Here is a 20,393-nt window from a genome sequence, read left to right on the forward strand (position 1 = left end):
ATCCAAATATATTATCTACAAGTTCTCTATCAACTTTGGAGTACATCCTCTCGTTCTAAACGAGACAACCTCCAACATAGAGACGATTTTGTGCGACAATTGTTGCTTAGACCTTTTATCATTACATCTATCAGAGCCTTCCCTCTCGACTTTGAGAGCGGAGCCACTCCAATCCTTATAACGACCGAATCAATACTTTTCGTATACCCTCTCTGCTACAAAGCGACGACAAAAAGAACCAGAGATTGCTTTTCCACACCCTCCAATTCTTCTCTACAAAGAGACTCCTCACATCAGCCGCCCCCTCCACAAATGGAAGAAAAAGGCTGAAAGGAGGAGTATATAAATCTTTTATTTGAAGAGAGAGATCGAAGACATCTCCCTCAAAAGGTATTATTTCTTCTTACGATTGCCGTAGCGGTTCATGAACTTGTCTACGCGACCGGCAGTATCGACAAGCTTAGCCTTACCGGTGAAGAAAGGATGCGAAGTATTTGAAATTTCGACCTTTACGAGAGGATACTCTACGCCATCGATTTCAATCGTTTCCTTAGCTTGGATGGTAGACTTGGTGATAAACACCTCTTCGTTAGACATGTCTTTGAATACTACGGGACGGTAGTTTTCGGGGTGAAGACCTTTTTTCATTGCTCTTATTATCTATTACTTATTCTATTTTTGCGGGGCTTCACCTGCCCATCGTCTGCCAGTCTCGCCTCCCAATTCCATCGAAGGATGGCAAGGAGCTATCTAAGCAAGATGGGAGAGCTAGGTGTATAGCTATCCGCATATCAGGCACAAAGGTACTACATTGTTTCGATTCCAACAAATTCCACTTTGCAGATTCCAGTATTGTATTTTCCAGTTGTAAGTGCAACACTTAGATAAATAAAAACCACCCTGGGGCTAGCCCCAGGGTGGTTGAACTCAAAAGTTTATATTTGCGTTGTTATGAAAAAATACAACCATTTGAGCCGAGAGCAAAGATACACAATTGATCGACTTCTGAAGCAAGGAAAGTCCTATTCTTTCATTTGCAGATTCCTTGATTTTAAAGAATGAAATATCTATATTTTTAGTACCTTCAATTTGTCTATAGATTCAAGATATGAGTACATACATAATAAAGATTAAGAACATACGTGGAATTAGAGAGCTAAACTACTCATTACCAACGAGGAAGGGTGTTTATCTATTAACTGGAAGTAATGGTTCTGGGAAGACATCTCTCTTAACGGCATTGGATAGATTGGGAAATAAGAACGCATTCATGACTGGGCTGAAAGATATTAAGAGGACAGATGCGTCAATTACCTATATAATCCAAAACGAAAGTGTTGTCTATAAGAGAGGGCAGGAGAGATGGGTTCCTACCCCAAAAAGACTAAGCCAGTTATTAAATAGGTATCCATACTCAAAGACTTATTTTCTAACAGCAACAGGATTGAGATTTTATGAGACTCAAATAGACAATAACAGACAAAACTCTCATCCTCAAGATGTAGGACCAGAAATGAAGGATGCTCTCAACAGAATTTTTGAAACACAAAAATTCGACAATCTAAGGTATAGATTTTCTCCGATGAGGGGGCGTCAGAGTAGATTAAGAAGAGATAATAAATTATACATTATAGAGGAAACATCCAGATCCTATTATACCGAGCAAAGTTTTAGCCTAGGGGAGAGAATGGTATTAAATGCTCTCGATTTCCTCGAGACAGTAGAGGAGGGAGGGATGCTTCTGATTGATGAAGTTGAATTGGCACTTCATCCTATAGCACAGGTTAAGTTCTATAGATTACTGAAAGACAAGGCGGATGAAAAGAACTTAGTAATTATTATTTCGACTCACTCGGCTAGCTTGATTAAGGTTGCAGATAAGATCCATTATCTTGAAAATAGAGATGGTCAAGTCTGTGTTATTGACAATATAAAACCTGCATATATACTGAAAGACTTGTCTGTAGAATTGGATAACTGTCCCGATTACCTTTTCTTTGTTGAAGATGAAATGGCTCGTGCCTACTTGTCGGAAATATTAAATGCTTTCAAAGACGTAGAGGAAGGCTTAAACAGAGTGGTTTTCAAGATTTTACCAGTAGGAGGATATAAGCAAGTATTGATATTGATGATATATTTTTATGGAGTTCAACCTTTTACACAAAGGACTGTTCATAGCTTCCTAGATAAGGATGTAGAGGATATATACTGAATTAAAAAATAAGAGTGCGAAAACTCCATCAGATGAAGAATTCATTTACTAGAGAATAATCACAACAACTATAACTTTTTGCCGATAACCCCAGAACTAGGAGTCTGGGAAGAATTGACAAACAACGCAGAATGGTTCAAGACAGCACTCGGGAATCGATTCCAAGATATACTTTTCAACGTTAGTGAATTTATCTCTACAGTAAATGAAGAAGAGCCAGAAACTGGTAATCCAAGAAAAAGGGCTAAGGGCTGTTACAAAAATCTATTTGACAAAATACACCAGAGGGAACCAAATATTACAGAAAGTATTTTTCAAGAGATTCTTTTTAAGTCATATGTTACGCATAAATTTGAAATCCCAGGATTTCAAAATGAAATCAGAAGGCTAATAATGCCTATTCTAAATAGGTAGAGACCCCCTGCGACTTTCTTTTACGTCTTTTGTTGATACGCTGAAGTTCCAAGAATACTGATAATAGCACCACATGATTGGAGGCTGTAAGAGTTCATCCGACACATGAATGAATGATGCTTTCCAAATGTTTTCATAATCAGTCTTATTCAGCATCGGCCTCCTATATTGGCTTGCCCCTGCCAATTCAAACGCAAGATCAGCATCGATAATAATCCTGTGTCCAACCTACTTGATGGATTGACCAATTTTACCTCTCTGCCTAATTCGGTCTGTGGACAGTATTAAAATCCTGTTATAGACTATCTCATTAAGAATTACCATGGGATCGTTATAGGCAATGAGTCATATACGGCACAACAAAAAGTAGTTGACTTGGCATATCGTACACAACGGACATATAATTACAATTAAAAAACAACAATATCTCTCTAGATATCCCGACAACTCCCTCAGCACACTCGCCTGCAGATCCCATTTTGCAGACCCCAGTACTACGTTTACGTCTCTCTCAAATACACAGGAATACTCCCCCCTATCTATCAAAAACAAATTCAGTACATTTGCGCGTATCCTCAGGATAGAGAAAACTCATGCTATAGAAAATTCAAGTCTGCATATAGGATTATGAAATACTACCCTAAGACGCGAGTATTAATGCTCTTTTTACTCTCCATTTTCAGTGCAGCACTTCTTCTCAGTTATAAGAAAAACGACAAGAAAAGAGCGGAGGTAGAGGTAGCCCGCACTGCAATGCAGAGATCGGAGGTAACCCCCAAGGGACAAAAGACGGTGGTTGATAGCACGTATAGCGATTGGCACGTCACGGTGCAAAAGGCAGACATCAAGACCAAGCATAATCGGGTTAATAGCAAACTCTTGGTCACCATCTCGAAAAGCGGAAAGACGCTGTTCAATAAAAAGGTGATCACCCCGAGCATCTTAGATCCATCCCTTGACAATCACTTTCAATTGACCAGCGTATACATCAAGGGGATCACCAATACAACCGTGTATATCTCTCTGGAGGCTTTCTCCCGGGAAACAGATGGGGAGAATTACTTCATTCTCGCGTTCTCGAAAGATGGGCTGTTTAAGAAATACCGGAGACCTTTGTCACTGGACGACTCAGACTTTATCGTGGATTTTTACATCATGTACACGCATGAAAATCTACAGAAGTCTGTAGACAAGGCTTCTTTACAGAAGATCGCAAAGGCTTATGGCACCTCTAACTTTGTAGCGCAACTGGAGAAAAACGGACCCTTATCCATCTATCCGCCCGAGGTTATCTCTCGCTACAAACTTGACGTCGAGATAGCAACCAATACCCTAGAGGATTACGACGACATCTACGAATGCTGCAGGGCCTTCTTCTACCCTAAATACAAGGACAACCCCATTGGCTCTATGGATGTGGAGATAAAGGCAACCGAAGGAGAGGACGGCGTAGTATTCTACAATCGCATCGACAAAATTAGCCGTTAAGCGCGTTGCCCTCCTTTTTCTCAAAAATTTCTCTGGGGAATAGAGCGTGAAATTCGTTTCGAAATAGGCCTAAAACTCCAAGAAATCTAGGCAAGAATCCTCGGAAAATCACGCAAAACAAAGAGGCATTTTCAGCGACATTTCTTTCTCTTATCACCCAGTACTCCGGAGAGCACCCATGAGTGCTCAATAAACTCCGGATGGAATAATAAAAAAGGCTGGCTCCAACGATGGGAGTCAGCCCTTCTTTTTATTTCTCCAGTCTCTCGAAGCCCATTCTCGGCAAGGAGCCTCTATTCCGCTGCACCTCAGGCAACAATCCTAAAAAATGAGCCAAAAGAATTAGAAAGACTCGCCCCTTAATTTCCCCTCAGAGGAGAAGAGGGAGGCGAATAGAAGCGAAAAAGGATAGGTATAAGAGGGAGAGGAAGACACGACTAGTCGAGAAGCGTCAACTTAACTAGTTCGATACGGGTAGAGCTAGAGCGCAATATGGTAAAGCGTAGCTTGCCGATCTCTACAACCTCACGAGTCTTGGGGATGTCTCCATGATGAGCAAGGATAAGCCCTGCCAGCGTGTTATATTCGTCGCTCTCGGGCAGGTTGAGGTGGTATTCTTCGTTGATAAGGTCAATCTCACAACGCGCCGAAAAGATATAGTTGCTATCGTCTATCTGACGGATAACTAGCTGTTTCTTGTCGTGCTCGTCCTCTATATCCCCAAAGATCTCCTCCACGAGGTCTTCCATCGTTACGATACCCGCCATTCCGCCCAGCTCATCTACCACAATGGCTACGGACTGCTTCCGCTGCATCAATTGCTTCATCAACTTATGCCCAAAGACGCTCTCCGGCACAAAAAGAGCCTGCTTCATGCGCTGCTGCCAATCATCCCCGCGAAACATCTCTGAGGAGTGAATATAGCCAACCACGTTGTCTATGCTTCCGTCGTACACAATTATTTTGGATAGCCCCGTGGAGACAAAGATCCCCCTTAAAGTCTCTAGCGGCGTCGCAATATCGCAGGCCACCACCTCACTACGCGGTACCATACAGTCTCGTGCTCGCACATCGGAGAAGCCAATTGCATTCTGAATAATCTTGACCTCCGTATTGAGCGTCCCCTGATCGTCGTCGTGCAGGAGAGTATCACTCAGGTAGTGATCTAGATCAATTGTCGTTAGGTGGCGATGTACCACAGCTTGGTTCCCTCGCACTCCCATAAGCCGGAGAAAGCCTCTCGACAATACCGAGCAGAAGAGGGTAATAGGCAGAAGAAGGAAATAAAAAAAGGCAGAAAGCAACGAAAAATGCCGCATTGCACTATTCGGGTTCCGCTTAAATTGAGACTTAGGGAGATACTCCCCAAACACAATGATAACGAGGGTAGATATGAGAGAATCGACCAAGACAAGAAGCCACCCGGAGTGGATGAATTGCTCCAAATAGGGGTCTAAAATAAGCGACATCAGTAGACCATACATCACGAGCACAATGTTATTGCCCACGAGTACGGTCGTAACATAGCGGTCGGGATTGCGGAAGAGCATCTTGAGTGCCTTCGAGACCACCCCTCCCTTTGAGAGGTCGACCTCTACCCTAAGGCGGTCACTCGTGAGGTAGGCAATCTCCATCCCCGAGAAAAAGGCAGAGAGGATAAGCAGGGCAATCACCCCCAACACAGAGAGTAGCGAGAAGGGGGGTAAAGAGGTAGTAAGGAGTATCATTCTTCCGAATTTTCTTCTGTTACATCCATCTGTCCGACGTTGTTGTAGAACGTATACTGCTGAAAGTTTTGTGATGCCTCAAAGTGGCTCCCCATCAGCGAACGCCCTAGCCCCTCGATTCTCACGGTGTCTTGCGAAAAGACTTTTCCCTGATTCTTATCCCAATAAAGGTGGCGAGTGGTAAAACGCTCGCCCGAGAGATTGACCACCAAGACGTGTCCGATAAAATCCCACAGCTCTTCGTTCATATAGTAGTAGGCTGTATCGCATTTTACTTGGGCTAGCTTGTTTTTCTTATCGTCGAACTTCTCGGCATAAAACCCCTTTGGAAAAACCCAGCAAGGGCGCTCCCGCTTCTCATAGATATACCACTCCAAGGCTACCATGCGGTACTGAGTTTTGCCCGAGTCTGAGATAAGTACATCTACGCTATCGGTGTACATGCTGTAGATAGAGTCGAGACTAAACTCGTGCTTTACCACCTGCGTAGTACCATCACCTCCACAACCATAGAGCAGGGGGAGAAATAAAAAAGCCAAGACGCTCAGCACCCAAAGATGAGAACGCTTGACCTGTAGATGAGGGGCAGTTGGCACGACTCTAAGGGAAACGACGTCAAAAAAATTGATTCACGCCCCGGGGAAAGAATCCTCTCCCCCCTTGGGGCATGAATGATAATGGTTAGCGGATGGTTGTGCTTTCGCCAATCCAACCACCGACATAGAAGCTCTTACCCTTGTCTAGCTCGGGGTGCATGAAAACATCCGACGAGCTGGGGAGGTGACGGCGATACTGCGCAATGAGAGAAGCAGCTTCGCCGGCTACACGTGAGTCTATGGAGCGAGCACGCTCTAGCTTATCCAATACGAGATAGAATACACAGCGTTGTTTGAGGGCATCTCCGGGGAAGATGCTGCTCGCCGTTGCAGCATACATCTTGGCAATGAGGATAAGAGGGCTACCCATGGAGGGGTTCTCGGCCATTGCTTTCTGGCAATAAGCACGGCTCTGCGAGTACTGACGCGCATTCATGCTCATCACAGCCAGCGTATAGTAGCAGCTCGCTTTTATGTTCTTGTCACTTGTAAGTGAGATTGCTTTATTGAGGAATTCGGTAGCTTCGGCGTTCTTATTCGCACTCATAGCCTCCTTAGCCAACCCAAGAGCTGAGGCAGCTGTTGGTTTGATGGCAAAGAGATACTTACTAGCCTTGAAGTAGAGAGGATCTTTTTCGCAATCGGCATTGCGGAACATATCAAGCATTGCCTGCAAGAAAGCGATGTTTTCTTTGTTGGCTTCTAGGTCTTTACCATAGATCTTTACCAGCATATCGCACTTGGCAAGCCCACTCTGTACAAAGAGCATATCAAGCTGACCTTTGAGGCTTCTCACATATTCGATGCGTACCGTATCACCCGTTGCCTCAGCAGCTTCCACGGCTTTTTCCATGATATCATTACCACTCATGTAGTCGTTGATATACTGCTGGTGCCAAGACTCGTTGCCAATAGCCTTGTTGAGCGAAGAGTAAACATTGAAGTACACCACCTTGGCATCCGTATCCCCTCCAATCTTCTCTATAACGGGCTTTGTCCAGCCATAGATTTTGTCGTAGTCCACTTTTTCTTTGGGAACAATCTGGAGGTAATCCGTAACCTTGCTAGCGGTAATCCAATCCAAACCATAACGAGGATCGTCGCCAAAGTACTTTGCTCTATCGTCGTAGAGCTTCATCAACTCTTCGAGCTTAGCAGCGCGCTTTGCAGGGTCTGTCTCTTGTTGTATTTGCCAATTGAGAATCTTTACTCCGGAGATGTATATATTCTTTGAAGAGCCGGGGCACTCTGCATAGGCTTTCTTCCAAAATTCATACGCATCCGTATAGCTCTCACTCTTTACATAGGTAGAGAAAAGGCTGATATTTTCGCGGCAGCGGATACTATCTTGCCCCGAGCCATATGGAGTACCGGAGGCTATCCCGGTTTGTGCCAAAGCTACAAGCGAAGAGGCAAGTAGCGTAGCCGAAAAGATAATACACTTTAGTCCTTTCATAGTGTTGCTTGTTTACTATTTATTTCGTCTTGTATAAATGGATTGGTAGATATCGTTATAGCGTTTTTAGTCGAGACGTATTTTGCGGAACCAACCTTCATTGAAACGCAATCCCAAGGTAATGCGGAAATAGTTTTCATGTACCCAACTTGTTTGTTGGGGGAAGAGATGATTATAATCGAAGGTCAGATCTAGCCAAGAGCGTCTGTCCACCATCGGGATACCCAAACCAAATGAAATTCCCCCCTTCATATAGCCCTTGTAGGCTAGATCACTCGGCAACGTGATGTAGCTATTCTCGGCAGAGAGACCGAATCGATACTCCATTCTCTGCCAAATAGAACGTGCTATCTCACTGGGGGTATAGGTTGCGCCCAATCCTATTTGCCACTGGTCACGAGCCCGATAATTCGGGTGCCCCGTGAGGGCTTTTTGCCACATATTGTATTGGACATCGGCAGCAAGCAATAGTTTACTGCTCCACTGGTAAGCAAGCCCTAGCCCAAAAGCATTGGGCGTATGGTAAGCGTTCTTGGCAGTGATGGTATCCGACTCATAAGGTGTAGATGAGGTGCCGGAAGAGAGCAGTTTGCGATGTACAAAACTACTGGCAAGCGGCAAAGAGGGCGCATAGGTAAGCCCGAGCGTTAGTGAGTGCTCTTTAGAGATGGCAAACCCGTACTGCACCCCGGCATCCAGCTTAAAGCCGTGCAATGAAAGTATCTCGATATTTGTAGGATTGTAGGCTGTGGAAGAATTAAAATCTACGGTACGTCGATTCGTAAGCGAACCAAAGAGATACGAACCGTTCAGACCAAAAGAAAAGTTCTTAGTGGGGTCGAAAGCGATCCCCAAATAGGTCTCCGAAATATTACCGTTCCCCTGATAGAGCGTTGTGTACTGCCTATTGGTTGCCCCATCGATTGATTGGGAAGCCCCAAAGCGATACCCAACGGTAGAAAAGGGCATAATCCCCGCACTTACAGACATCCAGGGAGCGACGGGGAAAAGCAAGGTTGCATACTCAAAGTTGCCCAAGAGGCGAGCATCTTTGTTATTCCCCTCAACGAACCACGAAGTACCTGCACTGGCACTAAAGTCGAAAATAAAAGTCTGACTATCCACCGCTGCATAGGAGGCCGGATTCTTAGGATTGACAAAGCGATCGGAGCGTAAGGCAATACCGACATTACCCATACCTCGTGATACTCCGGCTGTCTTCTGAGACAACTCTCCGATGCCAAAGCGAGAATAGGGAGACTCCGTACTATTGCTCTGTGCCCCCAACCCATGAGGAAGGGCGAATGTGAGAGCCAGCACTAAGAGGGCTGACATCCAACGGAAGGTGTTACTTATGGTTCTGTGCATTGTACTCTAATAATCTATCAAGCCCCCTCAAAACAAGGTCGGGCACTACAAAGGTCACATTTTTTACTTTATCGGCAAAATATGTAGCATATCCACCCGTCAAAATTACCTTTAGACGAGGTTTTTTGGACTGAAGATGGCGGATGTATCCCTCAATTTCGTAGACAATCCCCCAAGCAATTCCGCCCAAGATGGCTTCATGCGTATTGCGTCCCATCTCGGGAGCATCGGACGTAAGCTCCACCTCGGGTAGGAGAGCCGTTGCCATATGTAGCGCACGACTCCGAGTGCGAGGGCCAGGAGAGATATTGCCTCCGAGGTACTCTCCCTTGCTAGAGACCCATTCGTAGGTAATAGCCGTGCCAATATCTATAACGAGCACGTCTGTATCCTTCTCGGTAAAAGCCAAGGCACCAACGGCCAGAGCAAGACGATCGGCCCCCAGCTGCGCCCTTTCGTAATGAAGAGCACGGAGAGGAGACTCTGTCTCGGCATCGATTTGCAAGAAATAGTATGACTGCTCTTGCAGATAGGCAGGAGCAAATAATTGAGGTTCCCCCACGGATGAATAGACGGTAAATAGTCGTCCTCCCGGGGCTACTCGGCACAAAGGCGCCAACGTCTCGGGGGTAAGTTGCTCCATGAATACCACCTCGGGAGAAAAAACGCCATCGTCTACCACAGCCACTTTTGCGTAGCTGTTGCCTTTGTCTATGAGCAGATGTCGCTCGTGAGGTAGGGATGCCATAATTCTCTTATCTGCCTAAGGGTGGGAAAGTATCAGTGTTCGTGCGGGGTATCCGTGGGCGAAGTGCGATTAACTTGCTCCTCAGCGTGGTACGAAGAGCGCACCAAGGGGCCACTAACCACATGAGTAAATCCCTTTTGGAGACCAACCTCTCGGAGGTGGTCGAACTGCGCCGGCTCAATATAGGCCTCCACGGGAATATTTTTGCGGCTCGGGCGTAAATACTGCCCTATGGTGAGGATGCTAACGCCTACGCTCAGGGCATCGTCCATCGTCTCTAAGATCTCTTCTTCGGTCTCCCCCAGCCCTAGCATAATGCCCGTTTTTGCAGGGATACCCTGCTTGGCAATATGCCCCAGTACGGACAAACTGCGCTCGTAGGTAGCTACACTGCGCACCGAGGGAGTAAGACGCCTTACCGTCTCCAGATTATGGGAAATAATGTTGGGGCGGGCAGCAATCACAAGATCAACCATGGATAGATCCCCTCGAAAATCGGGGATAAGTACCTCACAAGTTACATTCGGATTGAGCTCTCGTATTGCAAGTATCGTCTCTTGCCAATGATGCGCCCCGCCATCGGGGAGGTCATCGCGATCCACACTTGTAATTACGGCATGCTTCAAACCCATGGCACGCACACTCTCTGCCACGGCACGAGGTTCGTTAGGATCGAGAGGGAGAGGGCGTCCCGATAGGGTATTGCAAAAGCGACAACTGCGCGTACAAATGTTCCCGCCAATCATAAAGGTTGCCGTACCTCGGCTCCAGCACTCCCCTTGATTGGGACACCGACCGCTACTGCAAATGGTATGCAGGCAATGCCCTTCGATCACCTTACGTGTCTCCCCGTACGTGATGGAGCCTCCCAGCTTGATGCGGAGCCACTCAGGCTTCTTGACAAAGTTGCTAGACATAGTTTGGGAACGAGTTGTGCCTTTTTACGATTAAGCCTCTTCCTTACAAGTTCTTCTTGAGGTAGTTAATAATCCGAGAGAAAAGATGGTAGCGAGTATTACCGCCATAGATACCATGATCTCGATCAGTGTACACAGCCATCTCAAAAGGCACGTCGCTCTGCACCAGTTTCTCGGTGAAATCCATCGTATTTTGGAGGTGTACATTATCATCTGCACTACCATGGATAATGAGTAGATTACCCTTTAAACGATCCGCCAAAGCGAGAGGAGCTCCCTTGCGATAGCCTTCGGGATTCTCTTGTGGGGTACGCAGGTAACGCTCCGTATATATCGAATCGTAGAAACGCCAGTCCGTTACCGGAGCAATAGATACCCCGGCCTTAAAGGTGCCCTCACCACGGCAGAGAGAAAGAAGGGTCATATACCCACCAAAACTCCAGCCCCAAATGCCAATGCGCGAAGCATCTATATAACTATATTTGCCGAAAGCCTTGGCAGCGGCTATCTGGTCGTCGCTCTCTAGGATACCCAAATTCATATAGGTACACTTGCGCCATTCTCGCCCTCTAGCCCCGGTTCCTCTACCATCCACACAGGCCACGATGTAGCCCTCTTGTGCAAGAGCGAACTCCCAGTCGATCTCAAACTTATCGAGCACTTCTTGCGAGTCGGGGCCGCTATACTGCACCATGAGGAGAGGATACTTCTTATTGGGATCGAAATCCACGGGCTTCTGCATCCAGCCATTTAGGGTAATCCCCTTCCCAATCTCAAGTTGGATAAATTCCTTGGGTAGGTATTTATATTTCGCAAGTCGGTCAGTCAGCTCTTTGTTATCCTCGAGCGTGCGCTGTATCTTGCCGTCTTTACTAGAGCGGATTGTGTACTGAGGAGCTACAGAGCTGCTGCTATACACATTGAGGAAGTAGGAGAAGTCTTGACTAAAAGTAGCTTGGTTAATACCGGCTTCGCCCGCAAGGACCTTGGTCTCACCTGCAGGCGAAACCCTTAGGATACGGCGACGAATAGGGGTCTCGTCGGCCGCTTGATAGTAGGCATTTCCCTCCTTATCCACACCGTAAAGGGTGATAATATCCCATTTGCCCTTTGTCAATTGGCGAACCCGCTCGCCTGTGGTGCTATAGCGATAGAGGTGCGCATAACCATCCGCCTCGCTCACCGTCGTAAAGCCCTTGGCGTCAATCGCAAGGCTATTGACCCACTCGATTTTCACATACGCCTCATCGGTGTCTCGCAAGGTCTGCTTGGCAATAAGCGTTGCAGGGTCTACCAAGAAAAGTCGGAAGTCATTTTGATGGCGATTGAGTGTGCACACAGCCAAGGCATTGTTTATAGGCGTAAACTCGATACGAGGGATGTAGCTCTCCTTATCGATAGGGAGAGACACGGGGCGCACTACCTTCTGATCCACATTGTAGACATGCAGCGATATGGCTGAATTTTTCTCTCCGGCCTTGGGGTATTTGTAGGTGTACTCTCCTGGATAAAGGCCATTTCCATAGATAGGCATGCTGTAAGCCGGCACCTCCGACTCATCGAAGCGAACGAATGCCAGATAGCCGCCATCTTGGCTCCACGAGAGCAATTTGGTGCAATAGAGTTCCTCCTCGTAGACCCAATCGGTAACCCCGTTGATTACTTCATTGCGCTTACCATCGGTCGTTACCTGCACCTCGCTATTGTAGTCGAACTTACGAATGAAGATGTTATTATCTCGTACAAAAGCCACCATACGCCCATCAGGGCTGAAGGTGGGGATCATCAGCTTGCCGGAGCTAAGAGGCTCAAATTGCTTGCGACGCACATCGTAGTGGTACGTAGTAGAGCGAGACGAACGGCGATAAATCCGCTCCCTATCCGTCATAATCAAGATATGATGACCGCAAGGAGATATTTGATAATCATCAATTTTCTCGGGCGTCTTAAAGTCACCATTCTTGCTAATGGTACGAGACGCTAGCTGCGAAAGATCGAAAAGAGTGGCTACCTCACGCCCCGTAGCAAACTCATACTGCACAATGGCGGTGTGGGCATCGTTGAGTGTCGTATAGTAGCGTCCATCCACCATCGAGCGAAAAGACCCTCCGGCTCCTCGGGGCGAAAAATGCCAATTTGTAATCTCCTTAAGAGAGAAAAGACGCTTACCCTGCTGAGCCTGTGCCCCCACAGAAGAGAGCATAAGCAGAGCCATCGCAACCCAAAAAGGACGTACGGAAAAACGGATATTCATTGCCTTTGTACTTTTATCTACCCTTACTAAAACCTACTTCTCGGCTTGGCGTTGCAATACCACAATCAGCGTCCCTTCTGCATCGTAGAGCTCCGCCTTATCGCCTTTGACTTTTATCTTGGCAGATTTCTCCAACGTTCTAAAGAGACTCGTCTCTAAACCCATCCCCTCACAGCCAACGCGAGTAGATATAATATTGGAGACCGTGAAAGCACCTTCGGGCGTCATCTGGAAGTCTCCTCCATAGCTATTGCAAATCCCCATACCTCCAAAGCGCATTGATTTGGAATCAAACACAAGAGTCATCTCCTTTTTCCCTTCGGAGTGTTCTATGGGATTATCATTAAGGATCTGCACAAACCACAGTCCATCGAGGGTCGCTTTGCTCGCTTTCTTAGCACAGCACGAAAGAGAAAGTGCGGCTATTGCAACAAAAGAGATAATGGTAAAAACAATTTTTCTTTTCATAGGGAAGGATCTATCTAGTATGTTTTCTTTTTCTATTTATACTCCGGAGGCTAATCAATTGTAGCCTGCTCGGCTTGTACTTTTTCTTCGAGGAAAACGGAGGCCTTCTCCGCAAACTTATCAGCTTGCTCCGTTGTCAGATAACGGATAGAACCGGATTTGGATAGACGAGCATCCATCTCTGTGTGTCGCCCAAGGTAATCTTGCAGCGAAGAAGCCACGTACTCCCCTTGGGATACCACCGTAATGCTGGGAGTGATAAGTCTTTTAATCTTCTGACGCAACAAGGGATAGTGGGTACATGCCAAGACAATTGTATCGATTGCCTTATCCTTGCTGAGTAGCGCGTCGAGATGCTTACGTACGTAATAATCGGCTCCGGGGCTATCGGCTTCGCCGTTTTCCACCAAAGGAACCCACATGGGGCAAGCCTCCTCACTCACGATAATGTGAGGGAAAAGCTTCGCAATCTCCATCTGATAGCTATGACTACTGACGGTTCCTTCCGTTGCCAAGATACCCACATGCTTACTCGAGGTGATCGTATCAACAGCCTCCACCGTGGGGCGAATAATCCCCAATACCCGACGAGAGGGGTCGCTCATCTGAGGCAAATCTTGCTGCTGAATGGTACGCAATGCCTTGGCAGACGCCGTATTGCACGCCAAGATGACCAAAGGGCACCCCATCTCAAACAGACGCTCTACAGCCTGCAATGTAAACTTATAGACGATTTCAAAAGAGCGACTACCATACGGAGAACGAGCATTATCTCCCAGATATAAATAGTCGTACTGAGGCATTAACTTACGAATCTCTCGCAAAATGGTAAGCCCACCATAACCGGAATCAAAAATACCAATTGGGGCAATCTGTTCGTTCATTCTATTCTCTCAATCGCTCTTTCTTATGGGACAGGTCTTCGCTGTTCGGAGTGTAAAGATACCAAATCTTCGCACAATAGCCTAAAGAATCCTATCTCAGGAAACAAACAAGCTGCCCCTCTAGAGAGAAGGCAGCTTGCCGCAAAAGATAGATACTCCCCAACGAGAAAGGGAGAGAAAACTCAAAAACTATAACGAGCCTTGAACCAAAACTCCGAATTATCCTTGTAGTTAGCAAAGAGACTGTCGTGCCCTTCCGAAGCTCCCAACCAATCGTAACCAACGATAAGACGGACTTGATCGCTGAGAGCATAGCCTGCCGTAAAGCGACTAAACCAGCCCTTACCCGTCAGGTCGATATAGGTAAAGTCCGAAAGCTCAAGTGTAGCTCCCAATAGTTTTTTCGAGAGCTGAAAAGTCAAGAGAGAGGTATTGCGCTTTTGGGCAATAAGATCGCTATACCGAAAGATATTCTCCATAGAAAACTGCGCCGAAGCGAGCCAATCATTGGGGCCGTACCAATCAACACCCGTTAGCCAATTGAGTGTATTAAAGCCACGCTGCTCTCCTACTCCTTTGTATGTAAAGTGCTTACTGATATTGAATGCGGCTTCCCCACGCAGGACAAATTGCCCAAGAGGCATAGCCACATCGCCTCCCACAAAGCCCATACGATAGTAACGCGGCACCACCTGCACCTCCGTAGGGGATAGGAATTGCCGCGTGATAACAGGCATTTTATTCCATGTATGTAGGGCTGCCACCGAGAAGTCTATCCCCGGCAACGTCGCACTCAAGCGCAGACCATACTCCATATTGGCAAGTTTAAGCGCAGGTGTACTCCCCTTGTCGTTCCACACAATATTAAGGTTAGGATGCTCCTTAGTTTGAGCAAAAATATTCCACGGATTGGAGCGATCTGTGGGGAGTTTATACCCCTCGAAAGTAGGAACGAAAATGCCCTCTGCCTTAAATGTCTCATTGAAAAGCGATAGACGTAGGGCGTTTACCGGCATACGCACATCGTCATAATCTTGTGCTAAGAACTCCGTCAGATCCAACGGAGAGACGAGGTCGGTAATGCGCACGCCATCTGCTGCACCCCAAATAACGAACTGTCGTCCGGCGCGTATCCCCCAGTGCTCCCCTCGATGCTCGAAGAAAGCCTCTCGCAAACGAATCCCCGTCTCAGCAGGGCGAACAGCGTTATAAGTAGCATTGATAGAGACCCCCACAAGCGACTGCCCAAAGTGTTTCTCAAACTCTCCTCGCACACGAGTGCGCGAACTCATAAATTGGAAAGGCGAGTGACTGCGTACAGCGTGGTACGTATCAACAAACCCTTTGAGGTCAAAGGGGGTAGAAGTACCCTCTTCATTTTGCCCCATGAGAGGTAAGGAGGTTAGCAACGCTGCCCCCATGAGAAGGAGACAGCGCATTCTAGCAAATTGTATCATAAGGATCCTTTCTCTAGCGAAGTAACACTAAACTTGGCTTCGGCTAGGGGGGTATTAAACTTACTATTCTTAAACTCTAGGATGGTTTTATGCTCTGTCTGTACGTTGGTCATCTGCATTTTTTGGGGAGTCCAAAAGCCATCTATTTTGTGAATATCGGAGATCTCAAGTTTACGATGGAGCCTCCCTGTTCGGTCGTAGTACTCCACAACTACGGGGATGTTGCAATCTTGGCGAATCCAAGCGACCTTCTTACTGAAGACATCTCGACTATCTTTGGAGGTGGACTCCAGCTTCCAGCACTTGTGCCCATCAATCGTTTCCTCTCCTAGATATTTGTGCGTATCCTCATCTACATTGCGGCTACCCATATCGTCGTAGGTAAAGTCGCTCCCCATGAAATAGTCTTTTTTTGCAGAAGATCCACTGATGCGTCGGGTTTTCTTCATGGCAGGGAGGTAGAGCCACTTGTCGTCGTCTTTCCCTATTTCGTCGTAATCCCAAGTAAGGAACCCCGTCCCTTTTACATCTCCCGGGTAAAGGAAGAACATCATCGTTTTACGGTCTTTCTTCCCCTTTCCTACGTCAATGGAGTAGGAGATAAGTTTGCGTTCTCTCACACTACCACGCTTATTAATCAGCTTCATGGTCATCTCCGACTGACGTGTATCTCCATCGGGTCTATCTTTCACCTTTTGGGCTATCTCACGCCCGGTTTGTGCCAAGGCACTACTTACGGCAAGCATCGCGGCAATGCCTAGTATTGCTATTCTTTTCATACTATATCGGTATAATACTTTTACTATCGAATATGTTTCTTCTCCATTACTGAGCCTCTTTCTCCTCCTCTTTGCCAAAGATTTTGAAGCGGCGGAAAAGGAGTGGCGTAATACACAAGTCCGCAAGAAGAGCTGTTAGCATCCCGGCGACCGACAAGATCCCCATATGGACGAACATCATACCTTCGGAGATACAATAGGCGGCAAAGTTACTAGAAATAATCACGCTCGTAAGAACAATAGGAGTACCTACAATGCGAAAAGTTTTGAGTATCGAAGATCGGTAATTGCGCTGGCGGTCAAACTCCAAATGCCCATGATTGATAAAATGGATGGTATCGTCTACGGCAAGCCCTAATATCATCGGCATAATAGTCGCCGTCATCATATCAAGGGGATAATCGAGGAATCCCATCAAGCCCCCCACCACAATAGCTGGCATTATATTGGGGATCAAGCCAATAAGGCCGACACGCACGCTACCAAACACCACCATCATCAGCACGCCAATGATAAGTAGCGAGAGCAAGAAAGAGACGATTTGCCCACGTACTACATACTGCATCATCACCGAGAACTGCGGCATTGTACCCACAGGAGTTACCTTGGCGTTGGGCAGCAAATTGCCTGCCACAGAGACTAATTCCGCCATTTCACGCTCAATCTCTGCAGAATTGTAGTTTGCCATCTCCACACGCAAGCGCAAGAATCGGTACTCATAGTCTATCCAACTCTCGGCTTCACTGCCCCCGGCATTCTCGTAGAGAAGTAGCTGCTGTGCAATCTCGTCCGACGTATCGGGTAAACGATAATAGGCGGGATTATCCGCATGAAGTGTCTGATTGAGGTCTTTGAGAATATTGAGAATCGAAGTAGTACGCTTGGTAAGGACATAACTATCTGCAAGATGAGCAAGGGAGTCGAGAGCTTGCAGTGCCTGTGGCGTCTTGGCTTGCCCCTCTTCCGGGAACTCAATCATTATATCATATGAATAAATGGACCCTAACTCGCTCTCTGCCACTTCGAGAATGTCCCGAACGTACTGGATGCGTCGTCCCTGAGTGCGCTCCACATCAAAGGCAGGTTCTATTTTGGTAAAACCATATATCATACCTGCGGTAAAAACAAAGAAGACAATCCAAACCAATCTCTCGTGCCGCAATACATTGCTGCCAAACAGCTCTAGCTTACGATCTAACCAATGCTTCCCCTCTTTGCAAGCCCCCTCCTTGGGTTGTTTATCTTTACCAAAACTCAAGAGGGTCGGCATCACCATTAGTGTAACAAAGAAGGCGAAGAAAACACTTGACGCTGTGGCAATACCCACAAAGTGCATGGGCACCATAGGGATGGCAAGAAATGAAAGGAGAGCTACAAGGGTGGTAAGCGCACTAAAGAGGGTAGGCCACCCGGTCTCGCTTATGGTCTCAATAGCCGCTTGCTTGCGTTTGCCATGAATACGCATCTGCCTTCGGAAGTAAGAGTGTATATGTATATTGTACGCCACCGAGACGGCAAAAGCCAAAAGCATCGGCACAAGCATCATACCACTATCGATACTCAAACGTAGGTAACCCGTAAGACCATACGCCATAATAATGGCAGAGAAAGCTGTTATTACCGGTACAACCACCCCTCGAAGCGAACGAGTAGCCAACGCCAAAACAAAGATGGCAAAGAGGATCGCAATCCCCATCACTAGGGGCAGTTCGTGATTCACCCATTCCACTTTTCGTTCGGAAAGGTAGGGCATCCCGGTACCCTTTGGATGAAGAGCAGCATACTCAGGCTTGGTTATGATGTGATGTAACTCTTTGCCCGTAAGCATCTCTGCTCCCCCTGTCTCCGGGAATGGGCTCAGTTTCAGCAAAATCCACGAGAGGCGACCATCCTTTGATACAAGACGATTGGCAATGTTGGGTTTGAGGAATGCTCTACGCCGTATCTCCGCCAACCCGTCAGGATCACTAGGAATCTCCTCGGGTACAATCTGCTCAATCGTCATTCCCTCTTCGTTCCCCTCCATAAACTCAATGTCTGTAAGAGAGGTGATCTTATCGGCATAGGTCATACTATCCATCATCTCATTAGAGAGCCGGCGGATAAGTTCTAACTTTTCTTTGGTGAATATATTGTCACACTCAAGGAGTACCGCAGCGTAATTATCATTACCAAACACCTCCTTAAACTCCTTTGTTTGTAGGAGCATCGGGTCATCTTCCAGGAAATAATCCTCCCACGAAGTCTTGATATTGAGCATTCGCATCCCATTGGCTCCGACTGCCAGCAACAGCACAAAGGCGGCTAATACCCACCAGCGATGGCGGATAATTCGGTCTCCCACACGGAAGAACCATCGATTGATTCGTTCTACGTTTATCATCTTATTTGCGTTCTATTTATATCCCCATCAGGCTTTTCCAACCGGCTGTACCAAAGCACACATACTCACTCAAAGCCTGCTCTATATCCTTCTTTGTCAAACTTTCGTTGGTGACCAACTCCAGCATGAAAATGAGCCACCAATGCGAGCAAATGCGGATGAAAAGAGGAGAAATCGCTCTATTCGCTTTGGGGTACTTTATCCTGAGCTTGTGTATGTACTCTACCCCGACCTCTGATTGCTGTTGGATAATCTCTTCTTTGAAACCCTCTAACGACGAACCTCCCGAACCAAGGAGAAGCAGTTTTAACTCAGTGCGGAAACGAAGCATCAGGGCGAGAAATTCCTTTATCATTGCCCGTTGGAATTCCTCCGTTTGCTCCACATACAGCTCCATACTCTTCTCGCTATTATGCTCTCGAAGCATCTCAGTAAAAGATTCTAATAGGGGTTGCAGTACTGCTCTAAAAAGGTCGTCTTTACTTTTGTAATGATTGTAGATATTGCTCACGGAAATGCTCGTTTTCACGGCGATTCGCCGCAGCGAAGCATCCCTAAATCCATACTCTAGAAACTCAGCACGCGCGACTTGTAAGATTTTCTCTCGCATGCGATCTCCCGCTCGTTGCTTTTCGCTCCTCTTCTTGGGTTCCATCGCTTGTAAGGATTCCTCCCTCTCGCCTTTCTCTTCTCTCATCACTACTCCAAAATGATTTCCCTAACCTCTTCTTTAATCAAAGGCAAAGGTAAAACAGATGAACACTGTTCACAATCCCTAACAATGGGGATTTTTCACCTTTCCCTCCCCACATAAGAGTAGCACGCCCCCCTATATGTCAAGTGCTTACGACAAACTAAAGCAAAAGAATTCGTAAATAACGAAGATTAGTTATGCTGTCTATTGGTCTTCCTTGCGGAGCGACTAAGGTTGCGGGACTCATGAGAAGAAGCCTTCTGTATCATAGCGAGGAAAGTATTATATCCCCAAGCGGATAGAGACACCAACGCAGAAGGGATGATTCCTAAAATGTAAAGCCTTGGGCTGCACAAAGGCAACTCAAGGCTAACGAAGAGGGGTAGCTTGACTTTACTCGCGCATAGTGCCAAAACTCTCCTACCACAAAGAAAGGGATTCCCCAGCTCTTCGCTCGACAATCCTCTCTCTACGCCTCCCTCTCTAGCTTCAAAGAAACTCCCCTCCTTACAAAAAAAGAGAACCCCCAAGCATTCCTGCTCAAGGGT

At 46.7% G+C, this 20,393-nt stretch carries 17 protein-coding genes; 3 read left to right on the plus strand and 14 right to left on the minus strand.

Annotation, left to right across the window (positions count from 1 at the left end):
• Positions 1–393: 393 nt before the first annotated feature.
• Positions 394–648, minus strand: coding sequence for a type B 50S ribosomal protein L31 (locus ACTTHR_RS06810; protein ID WP_004333980.1), 255 nt, complete (start codon positions 646–648; stop codon positions 394–396).
• 460 nt (positions 649–1,108) lie between these two features.
• Here ACTTHR_RS06810 and ACTTHR_RS06815 point away from each other — a divergent pair, with 460 nt between their 5' ends.
• From ACTTHR_RS06815 to ACTTHR_RS06825, 3 genes are all read left to right on the plus strand, one after another.
• Positions 1,109–2,212 carry an ATP-dependent nuclease gene (locus ACTTHR_RS06815; protein WP_442605629.1) on the plus strand — a complete coding sequence of 368 codons (1,104 nt, stop codon included), beginning with the start codon at positions 1,109–1,111 and terminating at the stop codon, positions 2,210–2,212.
• 78 nt (positions 2,213–2,290) lie between these two features.
• Positions 2,291–2,626, plus strand: coding sequence for a hypothetical protein (locus ACTTHR_RS06820; RefSeq protein WP_442605630.1), 336 nt, complete (start codon positions 2,291–2,293; stop codon positions 2,624–2,626).
• Positions 2,627–3,253: 627 nt separating this feature from the next.
• Positions 3,254–4,114 (plus strand): hypothetical protein, encoded by an 861-nt coding sequence (locus tag ACTTHR_RS06825; RefSeq protein ID WP_442605631.1) that lies wholly within the window; start codon positions 3,254–3,256, stop codon positions 4,112–4,114.
• A 437-nt stretch (positions 4,115–4,551) separates the two neighbouring features.
• Here the strand turns inward: ACTTHR_RS06825 and ACTTHR_RS06830 are convergent, their stop codons facing one another.
• The 13 genes from ACTTHR_RS06830 to ACTTHR_RS06890 all read right to left on the minus strand — a co-directional run bounded on the left by ACTTHR_RS06830 (position 4,552) and on the right by ACTTHR_RS06890 (position 19,806).
• A complete protein-coding gene (locus ACTTHR_RS06830) occupies positions 4,552–5,841 on the minus strand; it encodes a hemolysin family protein (protein WP_442605632.1) in 1,290 nt (429 codons plus the stop codon).
• Positions 5,838–6,437 carry an LPS export ABC transporter periplasmic protein LptC gene (gene lptC / locus ACTTHR_RS06835; protein WP_281676182.1) on the minus strand — a complete coding sequence of 200 codons (600 nt, stop codon included), beginning with the start codon at positions 6,435–6,437 and terminating at the stop codon, positions 5,838–5,840. Before lptC ends, ACTTHR_RS06830 begins: the two co-directional genes overlap by 4 nt.
• 85 nt (positions 6,438–6,522) lie before the next feature.
• Positions 6,523–7,893 (minus strand): tetratricopeptide repeat protein, encoded by a 1,371-nt coding sequence (locus tag ACTTHR_RS06840; RefSeq protein ID WP_442605633.1) that lies wholly within the window; start codon positions 7,891–7,893, stop codon positions 6,523–6,525.
• A gap of 66 nt (positions 7,894–7,959) precedes the next feature.
• Complete coding sequence (locus ACTTHR_RS06845) at positions 7,960–9,261, minus strand: hypothetical protein (RefSeq protein ID WP_442605634.1); 1,302 nt, start codon at positions 9,259–9,261, stop codon at positions 7,960–7,962.
• Positions 9,242–10,009 (minus strand): type III pantothenate kinase, encoded by a 768-nt coding sequence (locus tag ACTTHR_RS06850; RefSeq protein WP_442605635.1) that lies wholly within the window; start codon positions 10,007–10,009, stop codon positions 9,242–9,244. The genes ACTTHR_RS06845 and ACTTHR_RS06850 overlap by 20 nt, the downstream gene beginning before the upstream one ends.
• A 32-nt stretch (positions 10,010–10,041) precedes the next feature.
• Positions 10,042–10,926, minus strand: a complete 885-nt coding sequence (lipA, locus tag ACTTHR_RS06855) for a lipoyl synthase (RefSeq protein WP_442605636.1) — start codon at positions 10,924–10,926, stop codon at positions 10,042–10,044.
• A gap of 43 nt (positions 10,927–10,969) precedes the next feature.
• A complete protein-coding gene (locus tag ACTTHR_RS06860) occupies positions 10,970–13,180 on the minus strand; it encodes a S9 family peptidase (RefSeq protein WP_442605637.1) in 2,211 nt (736 codons plus the stop codon).
• A gap of 33 nt (positions 13,181–13,213) precedes the next feature.
• Complete coding sequence (locus tag ACTTHR_RS06865) at positions 13,214–13,648, minus strand: META domain-containing protein (RefSeq protein WP_442605638.1); 435 nt, start codon at positions 13,646–13,648, stop codon at positions 13,214–13,216.
• 50 nt (positions 13,649–13,698) lie between these two features.
• Entirely contained in the window at positions 13,699–14,532 is an 834-nt protein-coding gene (gene murI / locus ACTTHR_RS06870) for a glutamate racemase (RefSeq protein ID WP_304285357.1), read from the minus strand.
• A 182-nt stretch (positions 14,533–14,714) separates the two neighbouring features.
• Positions 14,715–15,989 (minus strand): DUF1302 family protein, encoded by a 1,275-nt coding sequence (locus tag ACTTHR_RS06875; protein ID WP_442605639.1) that lies wholly within the window; start codon positions 15,987–15,989, stop codon positions 14,715–14,717.
• The gene (locus ACTTHR_RS06880) at positions 15,986–16,768 is read right to left on the minus strand and encodes an outer membrane lipoprotein-sorting protein (protein WP_276773587.1); all 783 of its coding nucleotides are present in this window, start codon (positions 16,766–16,768) and stop codon (positions 15,986–15,988) included. The genes ACTTHR_RS06875 and ACTTHR_RS06880 overlap by 4 nt, the downstream gene beginning before the upstream one ends.
• Before the next feature lie 46 nt (positions 16,769–16,814).
• On the minus strand, positions 16,815–19,148 hold the full coding sequence (locus ACTTHR_RS06885; protein WP_311140900.1) for an efflux RND transporter permease subunit: 2,334 nt from the start codon (positions 19,146–19,148) through the stop codon (positions 16,815–16,817).
• A 19-nt stretch (positions 19,149–19,167) separates the two neighbouring features.
• On the minus strand, positions 19,168–19,806 hold the full coding sequence (locus tag ACTTHR_RS06890; RefSeq protein WP_315334649.1) for a TetR/AcrR family transcriptional regulator: 639 nt from the start codon (positions 19,804–19,806) through the stop codon (positions 19,168–19,170).
• Positions 19,807–20,393: the final 587 nt, after the last annotated feature.

This window comes from Porphyromonas endodontalis, from assembly GCF_052173515.1.
Lineage (GTDB): Bacteria > Bacteroidota > Bacteroidia > Bacteroidales > Porphyromonadaceae > Porphyromonas > Porphyromonas endodontalis_A.

Bases quoted from the DNA above. Each gene is read 5' to 3' on its own strand.
- ACTTHR_RS06815 (WP_442605629.1), top strand. From the start codon at position 1,109: ATGAGTACATACATAATAAAGATTAAGAACATACGTGGAATTAGAGAG.
- ACTTHR_RS06845 (WP_442605634.1), bottom strand. From the start codon at position 9,261: ATGCACAGAACCATAAGTAACACCTTCCGTTGGATGTCAGCCCTCTTA.
- ACTTHR_RS06890 (WP_315334649.1), bottom strand. From the start codon at position 19,806: ATGGAACCCAAGAAGAGGAGCGAAAAGCAACGAGCGGGAGATCGCATG.
- lipA (WP_442605636.1), bottom strand. From the start codon at position 10,926: ATGTCTAGCAACTTTGTCAAGAAGCCTGAGTGGCTCCGCATCAAGCTG.
- murI (WP_304285357.1), bottom strand. From the start codon at position 14,532: ATGAACGAACAGATTGCCCCAATTGGTATTTTTGATTCCGGTTATGGT.
- ACTTHR_RS06880 (WP_276773587.1), bottom strand. From the start codon at position 16,768: ATGAAAAGAATAGCAATACTAGGCATTGCCGCGATGCTTGCCGTAAGT.
- ACTTHR_RS06850 (WP_442605635.1), bottom strand. From the start codon at position 10,009: ATGGCATCCCTACCTCACGAGCGACATCTGCTCATAGACAAAGGCAAC.
- ACTTHR_RS06860 (WP_442605637.1), bottom strand. From the start codon at position 13,180: ATGAATATCCGTTTTTCCGTACGTCCTTTTTGGGTTGCGATGGCTCTG.
- ACTTHR_RS06840 (WP_442605633.1), bottom strand. From the start codon at position 7,893: ATGAAAGGACTAAAGTGTATTATCTTTTCGGCTACGCTACTTGCCTCT.
- ACTTHR_RS06830 (WP_442605632.1), bottom strand. From the start codon at position 5,841: ATGATACTCCTTACTACCTCTTTACCCCCCTTCTCGCTACTCTCTGTG.
- ACTTHR_RS06865 (WP_442605638.1), bottom strand. From the start codon at position 13,648: ATGAAAAGAAAAATTGTTTTTACCATTATCTCTTTTGTTGCAATAGCC.
- ACTTHR_RS06825 (WP_442605631.1), top strand. From the start codon at position 3,254: ATGAAATACTACCCTAAGACGCGAGTATTAATGCTCTTTTTACTCTCC.
- ACTTHR_RS06810 (WP_004333980.1), bottom strand. From the start codon at position 648: ATGAAAAAAGGTCTTCACCCCGAAAACTACCGTCCCGTAGTATTCAAA.
- ACTTHR_RS06875 (WP_442605639.1), bottom strand. From the start codon at position 15,989: ATGATACAATTTGCTAGAATGCGCTGTCTCCTTCTCATGGGGGCAGCG.